We start from the raw sequence: 15,375 nt of genomic DNA, 5'->3' as shown, positions 1-15,375 counted from the left end.
ACACCGGCCGCGCAGCCCGTTCCGCGTCCAGATCACGACATACTCTGAGGGGAGCAAGCTGTGACCGCGCTCGCGACGGACACGGCGCTGCGGATCGACGGCGTCAGCCGGGTCTTCGGTGCCGGCGCCGGTCAGGTCCACGCCCTCGACGGCATCCACCTGGATGTCCGTCCCGGCGAGTTCGTCTGTCTGCTGGGGGCGTCGGGCTGCGGTAAATCGACCCTGCTCAGCCTGGTCGCCGGGCTCGACCGGCCGACCGTGGGCACCGTCGACACCGGTGGCCGCCGGGTCGGGATGATGTTCCAGGACTCGGCCCTGCTGCCCTGGCTCACGGCCGGCGGCAACGTCGAGGTGCCGCTGAAGCTGCGCCGGGTGCCGAAGGCGACGCGCCGGGCCCGGGTCGACGAGCTGCTCGGCATGGTCCGCCTGGCCGGCCAGGGCGACCGCCGCCCGCACGAGCTCTCCGGCGGCATGCGCCAGCGGGTCAGCCTCGCCCGGGCGTTCGCCCAGGAGGCGGACATCCTCTGCATGGACGAGCCGTTCGGTGCCCTCGACGCGATGACCCGCGACCTGCTCCACGACGAGCTGGAGCGGATCTGGCGCGAGACCGGGGTCACCGTCCTGTTCGTCACCCACGACGTCCGGGAGGCCGTGCGCCTCGGTGACCGGATCGTCCTGCTCTCCTCCCGGCCCGGACGGGTCGCGGAGATCTTCGACGTCGCCATGGATCGCCCCCGCCGCATCGACGAACACCAGGTATCCGAGCTCGCCTCCGTCGTGACGGCGCGGCTGCGGCAGGAGGTCGCCCGCCATGGCCACTGACACCGACACGGTCACCAGCCGCTCCCTGGAAGCCGGTAGCGGGACCGATGGCCGGAACCTCGGCCCCGGGCCCGGCGGCGATCCCGCCACCGGCGATCCCGCCACCCCGGCGCAGCGGACGTCCGACGAGGCGCTCGCCGGCCTGGACGCCCTCGACCTCCCCGTCTCGTCCGGGCGGCCGACCGCGGGCCGGATCTGGTCGGTGACCTGGCCGAAGATCGCCGCGCTCGCGCTGTTCCTGCTCGTCTGGCAGATCGTCGTCTGGTCGGGGTGGAAGCCCACCTACGTGCTGCCCGGCCCCGGCGACACGCTGCCGGAGTTCTTCGACCAGCTCGGCACCGGCGAGTTCTGGGACGCGTTCGGCCGCACGCTGACCCGCGCCGGCGAGGGCTACGCGGTGGCGGTCGTGCTCGGTGGCGTCGTCGGCCTGGTGGTCGCCCGGTTCGGCCTGCTGCGCGCGGCGGTGGGGTCGTTCATCACCGCGTTGCAGACCATGCCGTCGGTGGTCTGGGTCCCGCTCGCGATCCTGCTGTTCAAGCTCAACGAGTCCGCGATCATGTTCGTCGTGGTCCTGGGCGCCGCCCCGTCCGTGGCGAACGGCGTCATCTACGGCGTCGACTACGTCCCGCCGCTGCTCGTGCGGGTCGGGCGCAGTATGGGGGCGCGCGGGTTCTCGCTGTACCGCCACGTCGTGGCGCCGGCGGCGTTCCCCTCGGTGCTCGCCGGGCTCAAGCAGGGCTGGGCGTTCGCCTGGCGCAGCCTGATGGCCGGCGAGCTGATCGTCATCGTGCCCGGGCACCCCTCGATCGGCGCCGACCTGCAGAACGCCCGGGACCTGTCGGACACCGTCGGCGTGCTGGTGTCGATGCTGACGATCTTCGCGATCGGCGTCGCCGTCGACGCGGTCTTCAACATCCTCGACCGGCGGATGCGTGAGCGCCGCGGCCTGCTCTCCGAGGGCTCGAACGCGGTGAGGGCGGCTCGTGGTCCTCGGAACGGTCGTCCGAAGGAGGATCTGGCCGGTCCGACCGGGCCGGTCGGACCGCTCTCCGGCGCGGACACGTCAGCGGTCTGACCTTCGTCCGGCCCTCGCCCGGTGTCGRCCGGACGGGCGGTCCGGCCGCCCATGAGGAGCCCACGGGAAGCCCGCCCGCAGTGCGGACGGCAAGATGGGGGACATGCAGATCTCCGCCCGGGCCGACTACGCACTGCGGGCCCTGCTCACGCTCGCCGCGTCGGACGGCAGCCTCGTGAAGGGGGAGACGCTCGCCTCGGCCCAGGATCTTCCCCTGCGCTTCCTCGAGAACATCCTCACCGACCTGCGCCGCAGYGGCCTCGTGCAGAGCCGCCGCGGTGCCGATGGCGGCTACCAGCTGTGCCGCCCAGCCGAGGAGATCACGATCGCGACCGTGATCCGGGCGACCGACGGCCCGCTCGCCAGCGTGCGCGGCCGCCCTCCGGAGAACGCCCAGTACGAGGGCGCGGCCAAGCACCTGCAGGACGTCTGGATCGCCGTCCGGGTCAACCTGCGCCGGGTGCTCGAGTCGGTGACCCTCGCGGACGTCGCCAGCGGGAAGCTGCCCGACATCGTCCGTGACCTGAGGGACGAGCCCGACGCCTGGGTCACCCGATAGCGCGGGCGCCGGTGGGCTTCTCCTGGTTCGCCCCGGACGCGGTGCCGGCCGTCGACGGGACATCCCTCCCGGACGACCGCAAGCCGCTCGCGGCCGTGGTGTTCGACTGGGGCGGGACGCTCACCCTCTTCCACGACGTCGACCTGCTCGACCTGTGGCGGATGACCGCGCTGGAGATCTCGTCCGCGCACGCCGACGAGATCACCGCGATCCTGGCTGGCCTGGAGACGAGCTGGTGGCATGCCCGGGACGGCAGTGACGGCCTGGCCGGCAACGGCGCGGCGGGCGGTATGACCGGGTCGGTCACCGAACTGCTCGCGGCCGCCTCCGCGGCCCTCGGCGTGGACGTGGCCGCGGCCGTGCTGCGCGCGGTCAGCCGGCGCGACCTCGCCGCCTGGACCCCGCACACGGTGTGCGATCCCGAGGCGCTGCTGCTCGTGCACCTCGTGCGTGCCCGCGGCCTGCTCGTCGGCCTGCTCACCAACACCCGCTGGCCACGGGCCTGGCACGAACGCCTACTCGAACGCGACGGCCTGCTCGACCTCTTCCACGCCAGGATCTACACGAGCGACCTGCCCTTCGACAAGCCACACCCGATCGCCTTCCAGGCGGTGCTGGCCGCGCTGGGCGTCACCGACCCGTCCCGGGTGCTCTTCGTCGGCGACCGGCTGCGGACGGACATCCGCGGCGCGCGGGCGGCCGGCATGCGGGCTGTGCTGGTCGCGGACGGTGGCTCCGCGGACGGCGGATCGGCGGACGGCGCCGCGGCGGGCCTCGGCGGTGGTCCCGACGGGGTGGTCCTCGATCCGCGTGATCCCCTTGGGCTGGCGGTGGCGGGCCGCGATCTCGCGGGGCGGGCCGACCTGGGCCGCGACCCCGCCGCGCGGGATCTGCCCGGTGCGGACGGGGCCGCGGCCGGGGCGTCCGTGTCGATGTTCGCGGATGCGGTGATCGGCCGCCTCGGCCACCTGCTCGAGGTCCTCGACCTGCTCGGCGCTCCCGGGCCTGGGTCACCCGCCCCACGTCGCTGAACGGCCTCTCCGGACGCGCCCGGCGGGAGAGCCGCCGAGCGTGTTGTCCGGGCCGGGTTGTGTGCTGCTCGTGTGACCCGCTTCGGGGCGGGCGCGGGTCAGCTTCCGGGAAGCGCGGGGACCGCGGAGCCCGGTGGGGTTCCCGCGGCGAGGCGGGCGCGTTGGCCACGGAGGGTCATCGCCACCAGGGCGTCGACGGCGAGTTCGCGGTCGGCGCCGGTGAGGACGCCGACCGCGTCGTGGGCGGCCACGGCCGAGCGGTCCTCGACCCTGGCGAGCAGGTCGAGTGACCCGGCGACGCCGGCCGGCTCGACCGGCAGCCGGTAGGCGGCGAGCGCGGCCGGCGGCGTCGCCCCGCGGGCCCGCAGCGCGGCGACCAGCGAGTCGCGCAGCGTCCGATGATCATTGTGTGCCACCCGGGCGAGCTCGCGGGCCGGTCCCGCGGCGGCCCCGAGCGGGGCGAGGACCCCGCCCGCGGTCGCCGTCGCGTAGACCGCCGCGTGCGCGGCCGCGAGCATCGAGGACAGGGCGACGACCGCGGGGTCTTCGGCGGTCATCCGGCCGCCCCCGGTGCGCCCAGTGCCGCGACGAGTTCGGCGTGCGCGGACTCGGCCGCGCACAGGCTCGCCAGCAGCGGCGCCAGGCCGGCACCGGCGGCGAGGCAGCCGGTGCGGTGCGCCGCTGCGGTCGTCCGCTCAAGCTCGGCCAGCGCGCTCAGGGTGGTGGCCCGGGTCTCCGGAGTGTCCGATCCGGCCGGCGGGGGAGTGCCCACGGCCGGGGAGGAACGCAGGCCCGCCCCGGCCGGAGCGCCCGTCGTGGCCGGCGTGCCCGCCGCGGTCGCGGTCGCGGTCGCGGCCTCGGGCAGGCCCTGGGCGACCAGCTCGCGGGCGTGTTCGGCGTGCTGGGCGCGGATCGCCCGCAGCGTCTCCGCGAGGCCCGGGTGCTGGTCGATCGCGCTGTCGTAGGCCTCGATCAGCGCGGTCTCCCGGGTGTGTGCCGCTCCCGCGGCGGTGACGTCGGCGGGGGTGACCCGGCTGGTGGAAGCGCCGCCGGTCGAGGTGGTGCAGCCGGACATCCCGGCGAGGAGCAGCCCGCCCGTCCCGGCCAGTGGCAGCACGGCCAGAAAGGCCCGGCGGGACGGACCGGGACCGGCGGCGGTGGGCACGGCTGGCAGCTTCGCACATCGGCGTGCTGCCGTCGGCGCGCCGGTGGCACCGGTCGGCAGGCGAGCCGGACCGGGCCCCGATTGGAGTGCTCCGCCGGCGGACGTAGGCTAAGGGATCTCGACCGTGTGACGCTCGACGCCCGCTTCCACGGGCACGCGCATCCGGGACGACGGTGCCGTCGATCTCCGCCGCTGCCGCGGCCGGTCACCGAAGGCACCGGTCGGGGCGACACCGGGTGGGGCCGAGCGGTCCACGGGCACGGGCGCCGCGTCGGCGCGGGAAGGAACGGGCGAGGTGGCTAGGGCGGGAGAGTCCGGCCGGGCGGGGGTCCGTCGGTCGACGGCGCCGTCCCGGGGCACGGGCGGAGCGCGGGCCGCCGCGGACGCGGTGCGTGCGGAGCTGCGCCGCCGTCTGGAGCCCGGTCTGGCGACAGCCGGCTTCGACCTTGAGGACATCTCCGTCACGCGGGCCGGGGCACGCAGCGTGGTCCGCGTCGTCGTGGACCGGGACGGCGGCATCGATCTCGACGCCGTCGCGGACGCCAGCCGGCTCGTCTCGGCGGTCCTGGACGGCGAGGACGTCGGCACCGGTGGTGCTGACGGTGCTGGCGGTACCGGTGGCAGCGGTGGCGCCGCGGGTGGCTCGGGCGCGAGCCCGATCTCCGGGGCCTACGTGCTCGAGGTGACCTCGCCCGGGGTCGACCGGCCGCTGGTGGAGCCGCGGCACTGGCGTCGCGCGGTCGGCCGGCTGGTGGTGGTCCGCCGGGCGGACGGCGTCGAGGTCGAGGGCCGGGTGCTCTCCGCCGACGACGAGGGCGCCGATCTGGCGGTGCCGACGGCCCCGGCCCGGCGTGGGCGTCCCGTGCGCCGGCGGATCGAGCGGGTGGTCTACGCGACCGTGGCACGCGCGGCGGTTCAGGTCGAGTTCGGGTCGGCGACCGACGCCGACGGCGACGGCGACACCGATGTTGACGCCGATGCCGGCGCCGAGCTCCCCGCCGGCGCAGACCTCGGCCTTGACGCCGAGAGCGATGTCGATCCCGACGAGGGTCTCGAGGACGACGAGGGTCTCGAGGACGAGGACGAGGACGATGAGGACGGTCCTGAGGACGAGTACGGCGCCGCCGGCGGTGGCGCCCCCGCCGCGTCGGCGGCGGGCGAGGTAGTGGAAGATCATGGTGCCGTGGACACGGAAGCGGGCCTGATCGGCCGGCCCGGCAAGGAGATGAACCGGTGAAGCTCGACGTCGCTGCGCTGCGGGGAATCGAGCGCGAGAAGGAGATCGCCTTCGACACGCTCGTCGAGGCGATCGAGACCGCGTTGTTGACCGCCTACAAGCACACCACCGGATCCGCCGACGACGCTCGGGTGGTGATCGACCGGACCAGCGGCGAGGTCGCGGTCTTCGCGCGGGAGAGCGGCCCGGACGGGACGTCCCGCGAGTGGGACGACACCCCGGCGGACTTCGGTCGGATCGCCACGATGACCGCCAAGCAGGTCATCATGCAGCGCCTGCGCGAGGCCCAGCAGGAGGTCACCTACGGCCAGTACGCCGACCGCGAGCACGAGGTGGTCTCGGGCGTGGTCCAGCATCACGAGCAGCGGGCCGGTTCCCGCGTCGTGCTGGTCGATCTCGGCACGGTGGAGGGCGTGCTGCCCCCGGCCGAGCAGGTTCCCGGCGAGCGCCTGGAGCACGGTGACCGGATCAAGTGCTACGTGGTGCACGTGGCCCGCGGGATGCACGGCCCGACGGTCACCCTCTCGCGGACCCATCCAGAGCTGGTGAAGGGCCTGTTCCGGCTGGAGGTGCCCGAGGTCGCCGACGGCACGGTCGAGCTCGCCGCGATCGCCCGCGAGGCCGGTCACCGCACGAAGATCGCGGTGCGTTCGAAGGCGGACGGGGTGAACCCGAAGGGCGCCTGCATCGGCCCGATGGGCAGCCGGGTGCGTGCCGTGATGGCGGAGCTGCACGGAGAGAAGATCGACATTGTCGACTGGTCGGCGGATCCCGCGTCCTTCGTGGGCAGCGCGCTCTCGCCGGCCAGGGTGTCCCGGGTGGAGGTCACCGACCTGGCGAGCCGTTCGGCGCGGGTGGTCGTTCCCGACTACCAGCTCTCGCTCGCGATCGGCCGGGAGGGGCAGAACGCCCGGCTGGCCGCCCGGCTCACCGGATGGCGGATCGACATCCACTCCGACACCGAGGGTAGCGAGCCGCGTGCGGAGCGGCCGGCCGGGGAGGCCCCCCGTCGTCCGGGGACGGGGACCGGGCCCCGGAGGTCCTCCGCGACGGGCGGCCACTCTCGGGGCGCAACGGGATAGACTTGATGTGGCGCGCCGTGCGGAGCCGACTGCCATGCAGAGCCGAGTCGTTTTGCCGGGTCGATTTGCAGGGTCCAGTGGTCCTGGAGGGTCCAGTGGTCCTGCAGAGCTCAGTCGTCCTGCAGACCCGAGTCCTCGAGTGACCCCCGACCGAGCACCACGTTCGAACGCCGAGCGGGGTTCTCTCCGGGACTCTGGACCGATTCGTACCTGTGTCGGTTGTCGAACCCGGGCGGCGCGGTCGAGCCTGTTGCGTATCGTCGTAATCGGCGGGGAGCTCCTTCCGGACGTTCGCCGTCGGATGCCTGGCCGGGGCGCCCATGTGCACCCCGATCCGGCTTGCGTCGATCTCGCGKAGCGCCGCAAGGCGTTCCCGCGGGCGCTCAGGGTTGCGGGGCCGCTCGGGCTGAAGCAGGTCAGAGCGCACCTGGAACAGCGCACGCGCAACGTGTGCATGTAGAACAGTGGTACGGCCCGCGTGTCCTGACGCGGGGGCCGGTGGGACAGCGGAGCGGCGGCAGGGCCGAGAGATCGGTCCCGGGTGGCCGCGCCGGCAGGCGACGCCAGATCGACGTCGACACGGAAGCAGGTCGAGACAGCGATGACCGCGCAGTGAGAACGCAGCCATGATCACGACCGGCAGGTAACGAGGTCACGCGGGCACGGACCGCGGGCCGAAAGAAGGAGCACCGTGGCAGGAAAGGCCCGCGTACACGAGCTTGCGAAGGAGCTCGGCGTCGACAGCAAGACCGTGCTCGCCAAGCTCAAGGATCTCGGTGAGTTCGTGAAGTCCGCCTCGTCCACAGTCGAGGCACCCGTGGTTCGGAAACTGAAGGAGGCCTTCCCCGCGGAAGGCTCCGCTCCGTCCTCGCGTCCCGGCGGTCGTCCGGGCAACGGCGCGCGACCGATGCCGCCGCCCCGTCCGGGGCCCGCCATCGGCCGTCCCGGCCCAGGTTCCGGCACCGGTCCCCGGCCCGGCCCTGGTGGCCGTCCGGTTCCCGGTCGCCCCGGTCCGGCCCCGCTGCCCGGGGCATCGCGCCCGTCCACCCCGACGGCCGCGCCCCAGTCCCAGCCGGCTCAGCCCCAGCCGCCCCAGTCCCAGCCGGTGGCGCCGCAGCCGTCGCAGGCTCCGCGCCCCGCCGCGGCCGCGGCATCCGCCGCGCCGCCCGTGGCGCCGGCCCCGGCACCCTCGGCTCCCGCCCCGGCTCCGGTCACCTCGGCCCCGACGGCCGCCACGCCGCCGGCCGCACCGCAGCGGCCGGCTCCCGGTGGCCCGCGTCCGGGTCCCGCCGCGCCGGGTCGTCCGCGTACCGGCGGCCCCGCTGGTCCTGGTGGCCCCGGCGGCGGCCCGCGTCCCGGGCCCCGGCCCGGCCCGCGGCCGGCCGCACCCGGTAACAACCCCTACACCTCCCCGGCGGCCGGCCCGCGTGCCGCGTCCGGTCAGGGTGGTTCCCCCTCGGCACCGCCGCGTCCCGGCGCGCCGCGTCCGGGCGGTCCGCGTCCGGGTGGTCCGCGTCCGGGTGGTCCCGGTGGCCAGCGTCCGTCGCCGGGGCAGATGCCCCCGCGTCCGGGCGGCTCCGGCGGTCCCCGGCCGACCCCGGGCCAGATGCCCCCGCGTCCCGGTGGCTCCGGTGGCCCGCGGCCGAACTCGAACATGTTCCAGCCCCGTCCGGCGGGTGGCGCCCCGGGCCGTCCCGGTGGCGGCGGCGGCCCCGGCCGTCCCGGTGGCGGTGGCGGTGGCCCGCGTCCCGGTGGCGGTGGGTTCGCTCCTCGTGGGGGAGCCCCCGGTCGTCCCGGTGGCGGCGGTGGCGCTCCGGGTCGTCCCGGTGGCGGCGGTCCCGGTGGCGGCGGTCGTCCGGCCGCCGGTGGCCGTGGTCGCGGCGGGACGACGGCGGGTGCCTTCGGTCCTGGTGGCCGTGGGCGTCCCGGCCGGCAGCGCAAGTCCAAGCGCGCGAAGCGGCAGGAATGGGAGAGCGGGCTCGAGGCGCCGCGCATGGGGGCGATGGTCCCGCGCGGTAACGGGCAGGCGATCCGGCTGCCGCGTGGCGCGTCGCTCGCCGACTTCGCGGACAAGATCGACGCGAACCCCGGTGCCCTCGTCCAGGTGGTCTTCACCCAGCTCGGCGAGATGGTCACGGCGACGCAGTCCTGCACGGACGAGACCCTGCAGCTGCTCGGTGTGACCCTGGGCTACGAGGTCCAGATCGTCAGCCCCGAGGACGAGGACAAGGAGCTGCTGGAGAGCTTCGACCTGTCCTTCGGCGGCGACTACGCCGACGACGTCGAGCTGTCGGCCCGTCCGCCGGTGGTGACCGTCATGGGTCACGTCGACCACGGCAAGACGAAGCTGCTCGACGCGATCCGGTCCACGGACGTCGTCGGCGGCGAGGCCGGTGGCATCACCCAGCACATCGGCGCCTACCAGGTTCGCGCGGTGGTGGACGGGACCGAGCGCCCGATCACCTTCATCGACACCCCGGGCCACGAGACCTTCACCGCGATGCGTGCCCGTGGTGCGCAGGTGACGGACATCGTGGTCCTGGTGGTGGCCGCCGACGACGGTGTGAAGCCGCAGACGATCGAGGCGCTGAACCACGCGCAGGCGGCCAACGTGCCGATCGTGGTGGCGGTGAACAAGGTCGACAAGGAGGGCGCGGACCCGGCGAAGGTTCGCGGCCAGCTCACCGAGTACGGCCTGGTAGCGGAGGAGTACGGCGGCGACACGATGTTCGTCGACGTCTCGGCCCGCAACCGGACGGGCATCGACGAGCTGACGGAGGCGGTCATCCTGACCGCCGACGCCTCGCTCGACCTGCGCGCCCCGACCGGTACCGAGGCTCAGGGCGTCGCGATCGAAGGTCGTCTCGACCGCGGTCGCGGCCCGGTGGCCACGGTGCTCGTCCAGCGTGGCACGCTGCGTATCGGTGACTCGGTCGTCGCCGGCGAGGCCTTCGGCCGCGTCCGGGCGATGCTCGACGAGAACGGCGCCCAGGTGTCCGAGGCGGGGCCGGCGCGGCCGGTGCAGGTCCTCGGTTTCACCAGCGTCCCCGACGCCGGCGACAACTTCCTGGTTGTGCCGGAGGACCGGGTCGCCCGCCAGATCGCCGAGCGCCGACAGGCCCGCGAGCGCAACGCCGAGCTGGYGCTGAGCCGTGGCCGCCCGACGCTCGAGACGATCCTCGAGCGGATGAAGGAGGGCGAGAAGACCCAGCTCAACCTCATCCTCAAGGGCGACGTCTCCGGTTCGGTGGAGGCTCTCGAGGACGCCCTGCTCAAGATCGACGTGGGCGACGAGGTGGGTCTTCGGATCATCGACCGCGGTGTCGGCGCGATCACCGAGACCAACGTCATGCTGGCGTCGGCCTCCGACGCGGTCATCATCGGCTTCAACGTCCGGCCGCAGGGCAAGGCGACGGAGCTGGCCGACCGCGAGGGCGTCGAGGTCCGCTACTACTCGGTGATCTACCAGGCCATCGAGGACATCGAGAACGCCCTCAAGGGCATGCTCAAGCCGGTGTACGAGGAGGCGCAGCTCGGCACCGCCGAGGTGCGCGAGGTCTTCCGCGTACCGCGGGTGGGCAACGTCGCCGGTTCGCTGGTCCGGTCCGGCATCATCCGCCGCAACACCAAGGCCCGCCTCATCCGGGACGGCGTCGTGGTCGCGGACAACCTCACCGTCGAGTCGCTCAAGCGGTTCAAGGACGACGCGACCGAGGTCCGCGAGGGCTACGAGTGCGGTATCGGGCTCGGCTCGTTCAACGACATCAAGGTCGATGACGTGATCGAGACCTTCGAGCAGCGGGAGGTTCCCCGCACCTGACCCCGAAACGCCTGGGGCCGGCCGGATGACTATTCCGGCCGGCCCCGGTGCGCCGGGCGCCCTGGCGGGAGACGATCATGTGGATCGGGAGCCTGACGCTGGACATCCTCCTCGGGGATATCCATTCCCTGAAGGAGAAGCGGTCGGTCGTCCGGCCGGTGGTCGCCGAGCTGCGCCGGCGGTTCGCGGTCAGCGCCGCGGAGACCGGCGGCCTGGACCTGCACCGCCGCGTGGAGATCGGGGTCGCGGTGGTCGCCGCGGACCGCGCGCACTGCGCGGAGGTCCTCGGCGCGTGCGAGGAGCTCGTCGCGCGGCGGCCGGAGTTGGAGATCCTCTCGGCGCGAGTACGGTACCTCTCCGAGGACGACGCCGACGACATGGCCCGTCCTGAGGTGATTTCGCCGTAATCGGCGGATCGGTGTCCGGTGTGCGTGACCCAGCACCGCCGAGCCGCGCAGCCCCGAGCTGCTCAGCCCGGCCGGCTCGCGTCGCGGGCGCATCGCCGCTCCCGCGGGGTACACGGAACAAGGGTGCCCGGCACGCGGGCCGGGGGCATGGTGCAGGGGCACCGAGCAGGGACAACAGCAAGGGCAGAAACAGTGAGGTGTCGACCGGTTCGGCCGGGCACCGTGGTGTCCGCCACCCGGGTCGACCGGGCGACGAGGGAGGTGGACGGTGGCTGATCCGGCTCGTGCGCGCCGGTTGGCGGTGCGGATCCGTGAGGTCGTCGCGTCCACGCTGGAACGCGGTGTGAAGGACCCCCGGCTGGGGATGGTGACGATCACCGACGCGCGGGTCACCCCGGACCTGATGGACGCGACGGTCTTCTACACGGTCTACGGCGACGACGTGGCACGGCAGGCGTCCGCCGCCGCGCTGGAGTCCGCCAAGGGCATGCTGCGCAGCCAGGTGGGCCGGGCGACCGGGATCAAGGTCACCCCGACGTTGACGTTCGTGCACGACCGGCTGCCGGACGACGCGCGGCACCTGGAGGACCTGCTCGACGTCGCCCGCCGGCGCGACGAGGAGCTCGCCCGGGTGCGCCAGGACGCGACGCCCGCCGGCGAGCCCGATCCCTACCGGCGCCCCCGGGACGCCGACGAGCTCGACGGCGACCCGCTGGACGGCGACCCGCTCGACGCCCTGGCGGATGCCGGGCCCGGCGACGGTCTCACTGACGGATTCGGTGACGGGTTCGGCGGTGACGGACCGCAGGCCGGTGGGGACACCACAGTCGCCCGGCAGGAGTCGGCGTCATGACGGTCATGTCCACGGGCACGGAGCCCGCCGGTCGCCCGGCTTCAGCCGGAGGGTCGGGCGGCGCCTCGGCGCCCACCGCGGTCCAGCTCGCGTCGCGGCACGTCGCCGAGAGCCTGGCCGAGGCGGTGCGGGCGCTGCGCGGCGCGGTCGACTCGGGCGGGGGGATCCTCCTGCTCGCGCACGTCAACCCGGACGGCGACAGCCTCGGGTCGGCGATCGCGCTCGGGCTGGCGCTGCGCCGCCTCGGCGCGTCCCCGCGGGTCTCGTTCGATGCCGACCCGTTCGTCGTGCCCCGGACGCTGCGCTTCCTGCCGGGCCAGGACCTGCTCGTCGCGCCCGGTGACCTCGGCGACAGCCCGGAGCTGGTGGTGACCCTGGACGCGGGCAGCGAGGAGCGCCTGGGCTGCCTGGCCCGCCGACTCGCGGTGCCGCGCTGCATCGTCGTCGACCACCACGCCTCGAACACCCTGTTCGGCGACATCAACGTCATCGACATCGAAGCGGCGTCCACCAGCGTCATGGTGGTGCGCATCATCGACGCGCTCGGTGTCGAGCTCGACCAGGACATCGCCGCCGCGGTCTACACCGGGCTGGTCACCGACACCGGCTCGTTCCGGTTCGCCGCCACGACACCGGCCGTCCACGAGCTGGCCGCCCGCCTGCTGGCGACCGGCATCCGGCACGACCTGATCGGCCGGACCCTGTGGGACACGCACCGTTTCGGCTACCTCAAGCTGCTTGGGCAGGCGCTGGAACGCGCCCGCCTCGAACCCGAGTTCGACCTCATCTGGACCTGGTGCACCGAGGCCGACCTGCGGGTGGCGGGCATCGGCTACGACGAGATCGAGGCGGTCATCGACACCGTCCGCACGGTGTCCGAGGCCGAGGTCGCCGTCGTCTGCAAGCAGGACGGCGACGTCTGGAAGATGTCGGTCCGCTCCAAGGGGGCGGTGGACGTCGGAGCGGTCTGCACCGCGCTCGGTGGCGGCGGGCACCGCTTCGCGGCCGGCATCTCGTCGTCGGCGCCGCTGGAGACCGTGATGCGTGTCTTCCGCGAGGAGCTCACCCGCGCTCCCCGCCTCGCCGGGTGATCCCTCCCGTGCCTTCTTCTGAACGTCCCACGGCGGCCGAGCGTCCCGCGGCCGTCGACGGCCTCGTCGTCGTGGACAAGCCCGCCGGCTGGACGTCACACGACGTCGTCGCGCGGTCCCGGCGCCTGCTGGGCACCCGCCGCATCGGCCACGCCGGCACCCTGGACCCGATGGCGACCGGTGTGCTCGTGCTCGGCGTCGGCCGAGGAACCCGCCTGCTCGGCCGGCTGGCGCTGACCGCCAAGGTGTACGAGGCCACGATCCGGCTCGGCCGCACCACCACGACGGACGACGCCGAGGGCGACCCGGTGGCGGACCGCCCGGTCGATGTCGGCGCCGGCCCGCTCGCAGCGGCGATGGCGGAGCTGACCGGGGAGATCGACCAGGTCCCGTCCAGTGTCAGCGCGGTGAAGGTCGCCGGGGTGCGGGCCTACGACCGGGTCCGGGCCGGCGAGGAGGTGACGCTCGCGCCGCGGCGGGTCACCGTCAGCCGGTTCGAGCTGCTCGCCCGGCGCGGCGAGACCGACCTGGACGTCGTCGTCGCCTGCTCGAGCGGGACGTACATCCGCGCGCTCGCCCGGGATCTGGGGGCCGCGCTGGGCTGCGGCGCCCACCTCACCGCGCTGCGGCGCACCGAGGTCGGGCCGTTCGGGCTGGCCGAGGCGGTGACCCTCGACGCGCTCGCCGAGGCCGCGAACGCGGCCGTCGTGCCGCTGGGGGCCGCGGTGGCGGCGACCTTCCCACGCCGCGACGTGGACGGGGAGCAGGCCCGGGATGTCGCCTACGGGCGGCGGCTGCCCATGCTCGGCAGCCCGGGGCCGTACGGCGTGTTCGGGCCGGACGGAGCGCTCCTCGCGCTGTTCGAGGAACGGGACGGCACGGCCCGCCCGATCGTCGTCTTCGCGCCCGCGTAGCGCCCCGCCCGATCGCGATCGTAGATCGACTCGTGATGCCCTAGGCTTCGGCAGGTGCGACGTTGGCGCGGAGTGGAGAACACCCCGGACGACTGGCCGGGAGGAATCGTCACCATTGGCTTCTTCGACGGCGTCCACCTCGGGCACCGGCGGATCATCGGCCGGGCGGTGGAGCTGGCGCGCGAGCGCGGGCAGCAGGCGGCTGTGGTGACGTTCGACCCGCACCCGGCGGAGGTGCTGCGCCCCGGCACCCATCCCGCGCTGCTGACGACCCTGCGACACAAGGCCGAGCTGCTCGAGGGCGTCGGCGTCGACGCGCTGTGCGTTGCCCCGTTCACCCTCGACTTCAGTCGGATGACCGCCGAGGACTTCGTCCACGAGATCGTCGCCGGGCAGCTGCGCGCGACCGGCGTGGTCGTGGGGGAGAACTTCACCTACGGCCACCGCGCCGCGGGGAACGTGGAGACGCTGGCCCGCGGCGGCCGTTCCGAGGGCTTCACCGTGGAGGGGATCGGCCTCGTCCACGCGGACGAGCAGGTGCTCTCCTCGACGGCGATCCGCCGGCGGGTGGCCGACGGCGACGTCGAGGGCGCCGCGGCGGCCCTCGGCCGGCCGCACCGGGTCGAGGGCGTGGTGGTGCACGGGGACGCGCGTGGCCGGCTGATCGGCTACCCGACGGCGAACCTGCAGTGCACGCCGTGGGCGGCGGTTCCCGGAGACGGGGTGTACGCGGGCTTCGCGCGGTGGTCCGGCCAGCGGCGGGCGGCCGCGATCTCGATCGGCACCAACCCGACCTTCGAGGGCCGCGACCGCCGGGTCGAGGCGTTCCTGCTCGACTTCGACGGCGACCTCTACGGCGAGTACATGGTCTACGAGTTCACCCACCGGCTGCGCCCGACGCTGCGCTTCGACTCGGTCGACGAGCTCGTCCTGCAGATGGCGCGGGACGTCGACGCCACCCGCGCGGCCACGCTCCCCGTCTGAGTGCCCGCGCGGGCGCCACAGGGGCGGGTCTGCCGGGGTGGCGACTGTTGTGTGTCGAGTGGTCGATGGCGACTGATGGTGATCTGTAATGTTCATGTGAGCCTCAAGCGGTGGGCGGACTCGCGGGGCGTCGCGTACGTGACGGCCCGGCGCTGGTTCGCGGCCGGCGAGCTGCCGGTCTCGGCGCGCAAGGTCGGCGGGCTGATCGCTGCCGTCGCCGGCCCCGGCGCTGGGGAGGTCGGGTGAGCATGGTCCTGCAGGCGTACCGGTACGCCCTCGGCCCGACCCCGGCGCAGCTCGTCGCGTTGGGTCGGCACGCGGGCGCGGCGCGGTTC

General features: G+C 74.2%; 17 protein-coding genes. 15 read left to right on the top strand and 2 right to left on the bottom strand.

Features of this window, described 5'->3' with window-relative positions; genetic code table 11:
- The first annotated feature begins 60 nt into the window (after window positions 1–60).
- The 4 genes from BBK14_RS07785 to BBK14_RS07770 all read left to right on the top strand — a co-directional run bounded on the left by BBK14_RS07785 (window position 61) and on the right by BBK14_RS07770 (window position 3,487).
- Complete coding sequence (locus BBK14_RS07785; protein ID WP_071060575.1) at window positions 61–822, top strand: ABC transporter ATP-binding protein; 762 nt, start codon at window positions 61–63, stop codon at window positions 820–822.
- Complete coding sequence (locus BBK14_RS07780) at window positions 812–1,897, top strand: ABC transporter permease (protein WP_071060573.1); 1,086 nt, start codon at window positions 812–814, stop codon at window positions 1,895–1,897. Before BBK14_RS07785 ends, BBK14_RS07780 begins: the two co-directional genes overlap by 11 nt.
- A gap of 103 nt (window positions 1,898–2,000) precedes the next feature.
- Entirely contained in the window at window positions 2,001–2,456 is a 456-nt protein-coding gene (locus BBK14_RS07775; protein WP_020458805.1) for an RrF2 family transcriptional regulator, read from the top strand.
- Between the two features lie 11 nt (window positions 2,457–2,467).
- Window positions 2,468–3,487: an HAD family hydrolase gene (locus tag BBK14_RS07770; RefSeq protein ID WP_071060571.1), complete on the top strand. Its 1,020-nt coding sequence runs from the start codon at window positions 2,468–2,470 to the stop codon at window positions 3,485–3,487.
- Between the two features lie 98 nt (window positions 3,488–3,585).
- Here BBK14_RS07770 and BBK14_RS07765 read toward each other — a convergent pair whose 3' ends face one another.
- Window positions 3,586–4,044, bottom strand: coding sequence for a DUF4439 domain-containing protein (locus BBK14_RS07765; RefSeq protein ID WP_071060569.1), 459 nt, complete (start codon window positions 4,042–4,044; stop codon window positions 3,586–3,588).
- A complete protein-coding gene (locus tag BBK14_RS07760) occupies window positions 4,041–4,652 on the bottom strand; it encodes a hypothetical protein (protein ID WP_241831281.1) in 612 nt (203 codons plus the stop codon). Before BBK14_RS07760 ends, BBK14_RS07765 begins: the two co-directional genes overlap by 4 nt.
- A 295-nt stretch (window positions 4,653–4,947) precedes the next feature.
- On the opposite strand from BBK14_RS07760, the gene rimP reads away from it, so the two are divergent.
- From rimP to BBK14_RS41210, 11 genes are all read left to right on the top strand, one after another.
- Entirely contained in the window at window positions 4,948–5,889 is a 942-nt protein-coding gene (rimP, locus tag BBK14_RS07755) for a ribosome maturation factor RimP (RefSeq protein ID WP_071060564.1), read from the top strand.
- Complete coding sequence (gene nusA, locus BBK14_RS07750) at window positions 5,886–6,971, top strand: transcription termination factor NusA (protein WP_071060562.1); 1,086 nt, start codon at window positions 5,886–5,888, stop codon at window positions 6,969–6,971. Before rimP ends, nusA begins: the two co-directional genes overlap by 4 nt.
- A gap of 34 nt (window positions 6,972–7,005) precedes the next feature.
- Entirely contained in the window at window positions 7,006–7,431 is a 426-nt protein-coding gene (locus BBK14_RS39765) for a YlxR family protein (protein ID WP_241831279.1), read from the top strand.
- Window positions 7,432–7,662: 231 nt separating this feature from the next.
- Complete coding sequence (gene infB, locus BBK14_RS07745; RefSeq protein ID WP_071060560.1) at window positions 7,663–10,791, top strand: translation initiation factor IF-2; 3,129 nt, start codon at window positions 7,663–7,665, stop codon at window positions 10,789–10,791.
- Between the two features lie 77 nt (window positions 10,792–10,868).
- Entirely contained in the window at window positions 10,869–11,198 is a 330-nt protein-coding gene (locus BBK14_RS07740) for a DUF503 domain-containing protein (RefSeq protein WP_071060706.1), read from the top strand.
- 268 nt (window positions 11,199–11,466) lie between these two features.
- A complete protein-coding gene (gene rbfA, locus BBK14_RS07735; protein WP_071060558.1) occupies window positions 11,467–12,051 on the top strand; it encodes a 30S ribosome-binding factor RbfA in 585 nt (194 codons plus the stop codon).
- On the top strand, window positions 12,048–13,142 hold the full coding sequence (locus BBK14_RS07730; protein WP_071060552.1) for a DHH family phosphoesterase: 1,095 nt from the start codon (window positions 12,048–12,050) through the stop codon (window positions 13,140–13,142). The genes rbfA and BBK14_RS07730 overlap by 4 nt, the downstream gene beginning before the upstream one ends.
- An 8-nt stretch (window positions 13,143–13,150) precedes the next feature.
- Window positions 13,151–14,056, top strand: coding sequence for a tRNA pseudouridine(55) synthase TruB (gene truB, locus BBK14_RS07725; RefSeq protein ID WP_071060703.1), 906 nt, complete (start codon window positions 13,151–13,153; stop codon window positions 14,054–14,056).
- A 54-nt stretch (window positions 14,057–14,110) separates the two neighbouring features.
- Window positions 14,111–15,040 carry a bifunctional riboflavin kinase/FAD synthetase gene (locus BBK14_RS07720; RefSeq protein ID WP_071060550.1) on the top strand — a complete coding sequence of 310 codons (930 nt, stop codon included), beginning with the start codon at window positions 14,111–14,113 and terminating at the stop codon, window positions 15,038–15,040.
- 96 nt (window positions 15,041–15,136) lie between these two features.
- Window positions 15,137–15,286: a hypothetical protein gene (locus BBK14_RS34865; protein WP_198541206.1), complete on the top strand. Its 150-nt coding sequence runs from the start codon at window positions 15,137–15,139 to the stop codon at window positions 15,284–15,286.
- Between the two features lie 2 nt (window positions 15,287–15,288).
- Window positions 15,289–15,375, top strand: an 87-nt coding sequence (locus BBK14_RS41210) for a helix-turn-helix domain-containing protein (protein WP_131802193.1), incomplete at its 3' end; no start/stop codon positions are given.

The sequence above is a fragment of the Parafrankia soli genome (assembly GCF_001854695.1).
Taxonomy (GTDB): domain Bacteria; phylum Actinomycetota; class Actinomycetes; order Frankiales; family Frankiaceae; genus Parafrankia; species Parafrankia soli.
The sequence above is the reverse complement of the archived record's forward strand: the minus strand, read 5'-3'. Positions and strand labels throughout refer to the sequence as shown.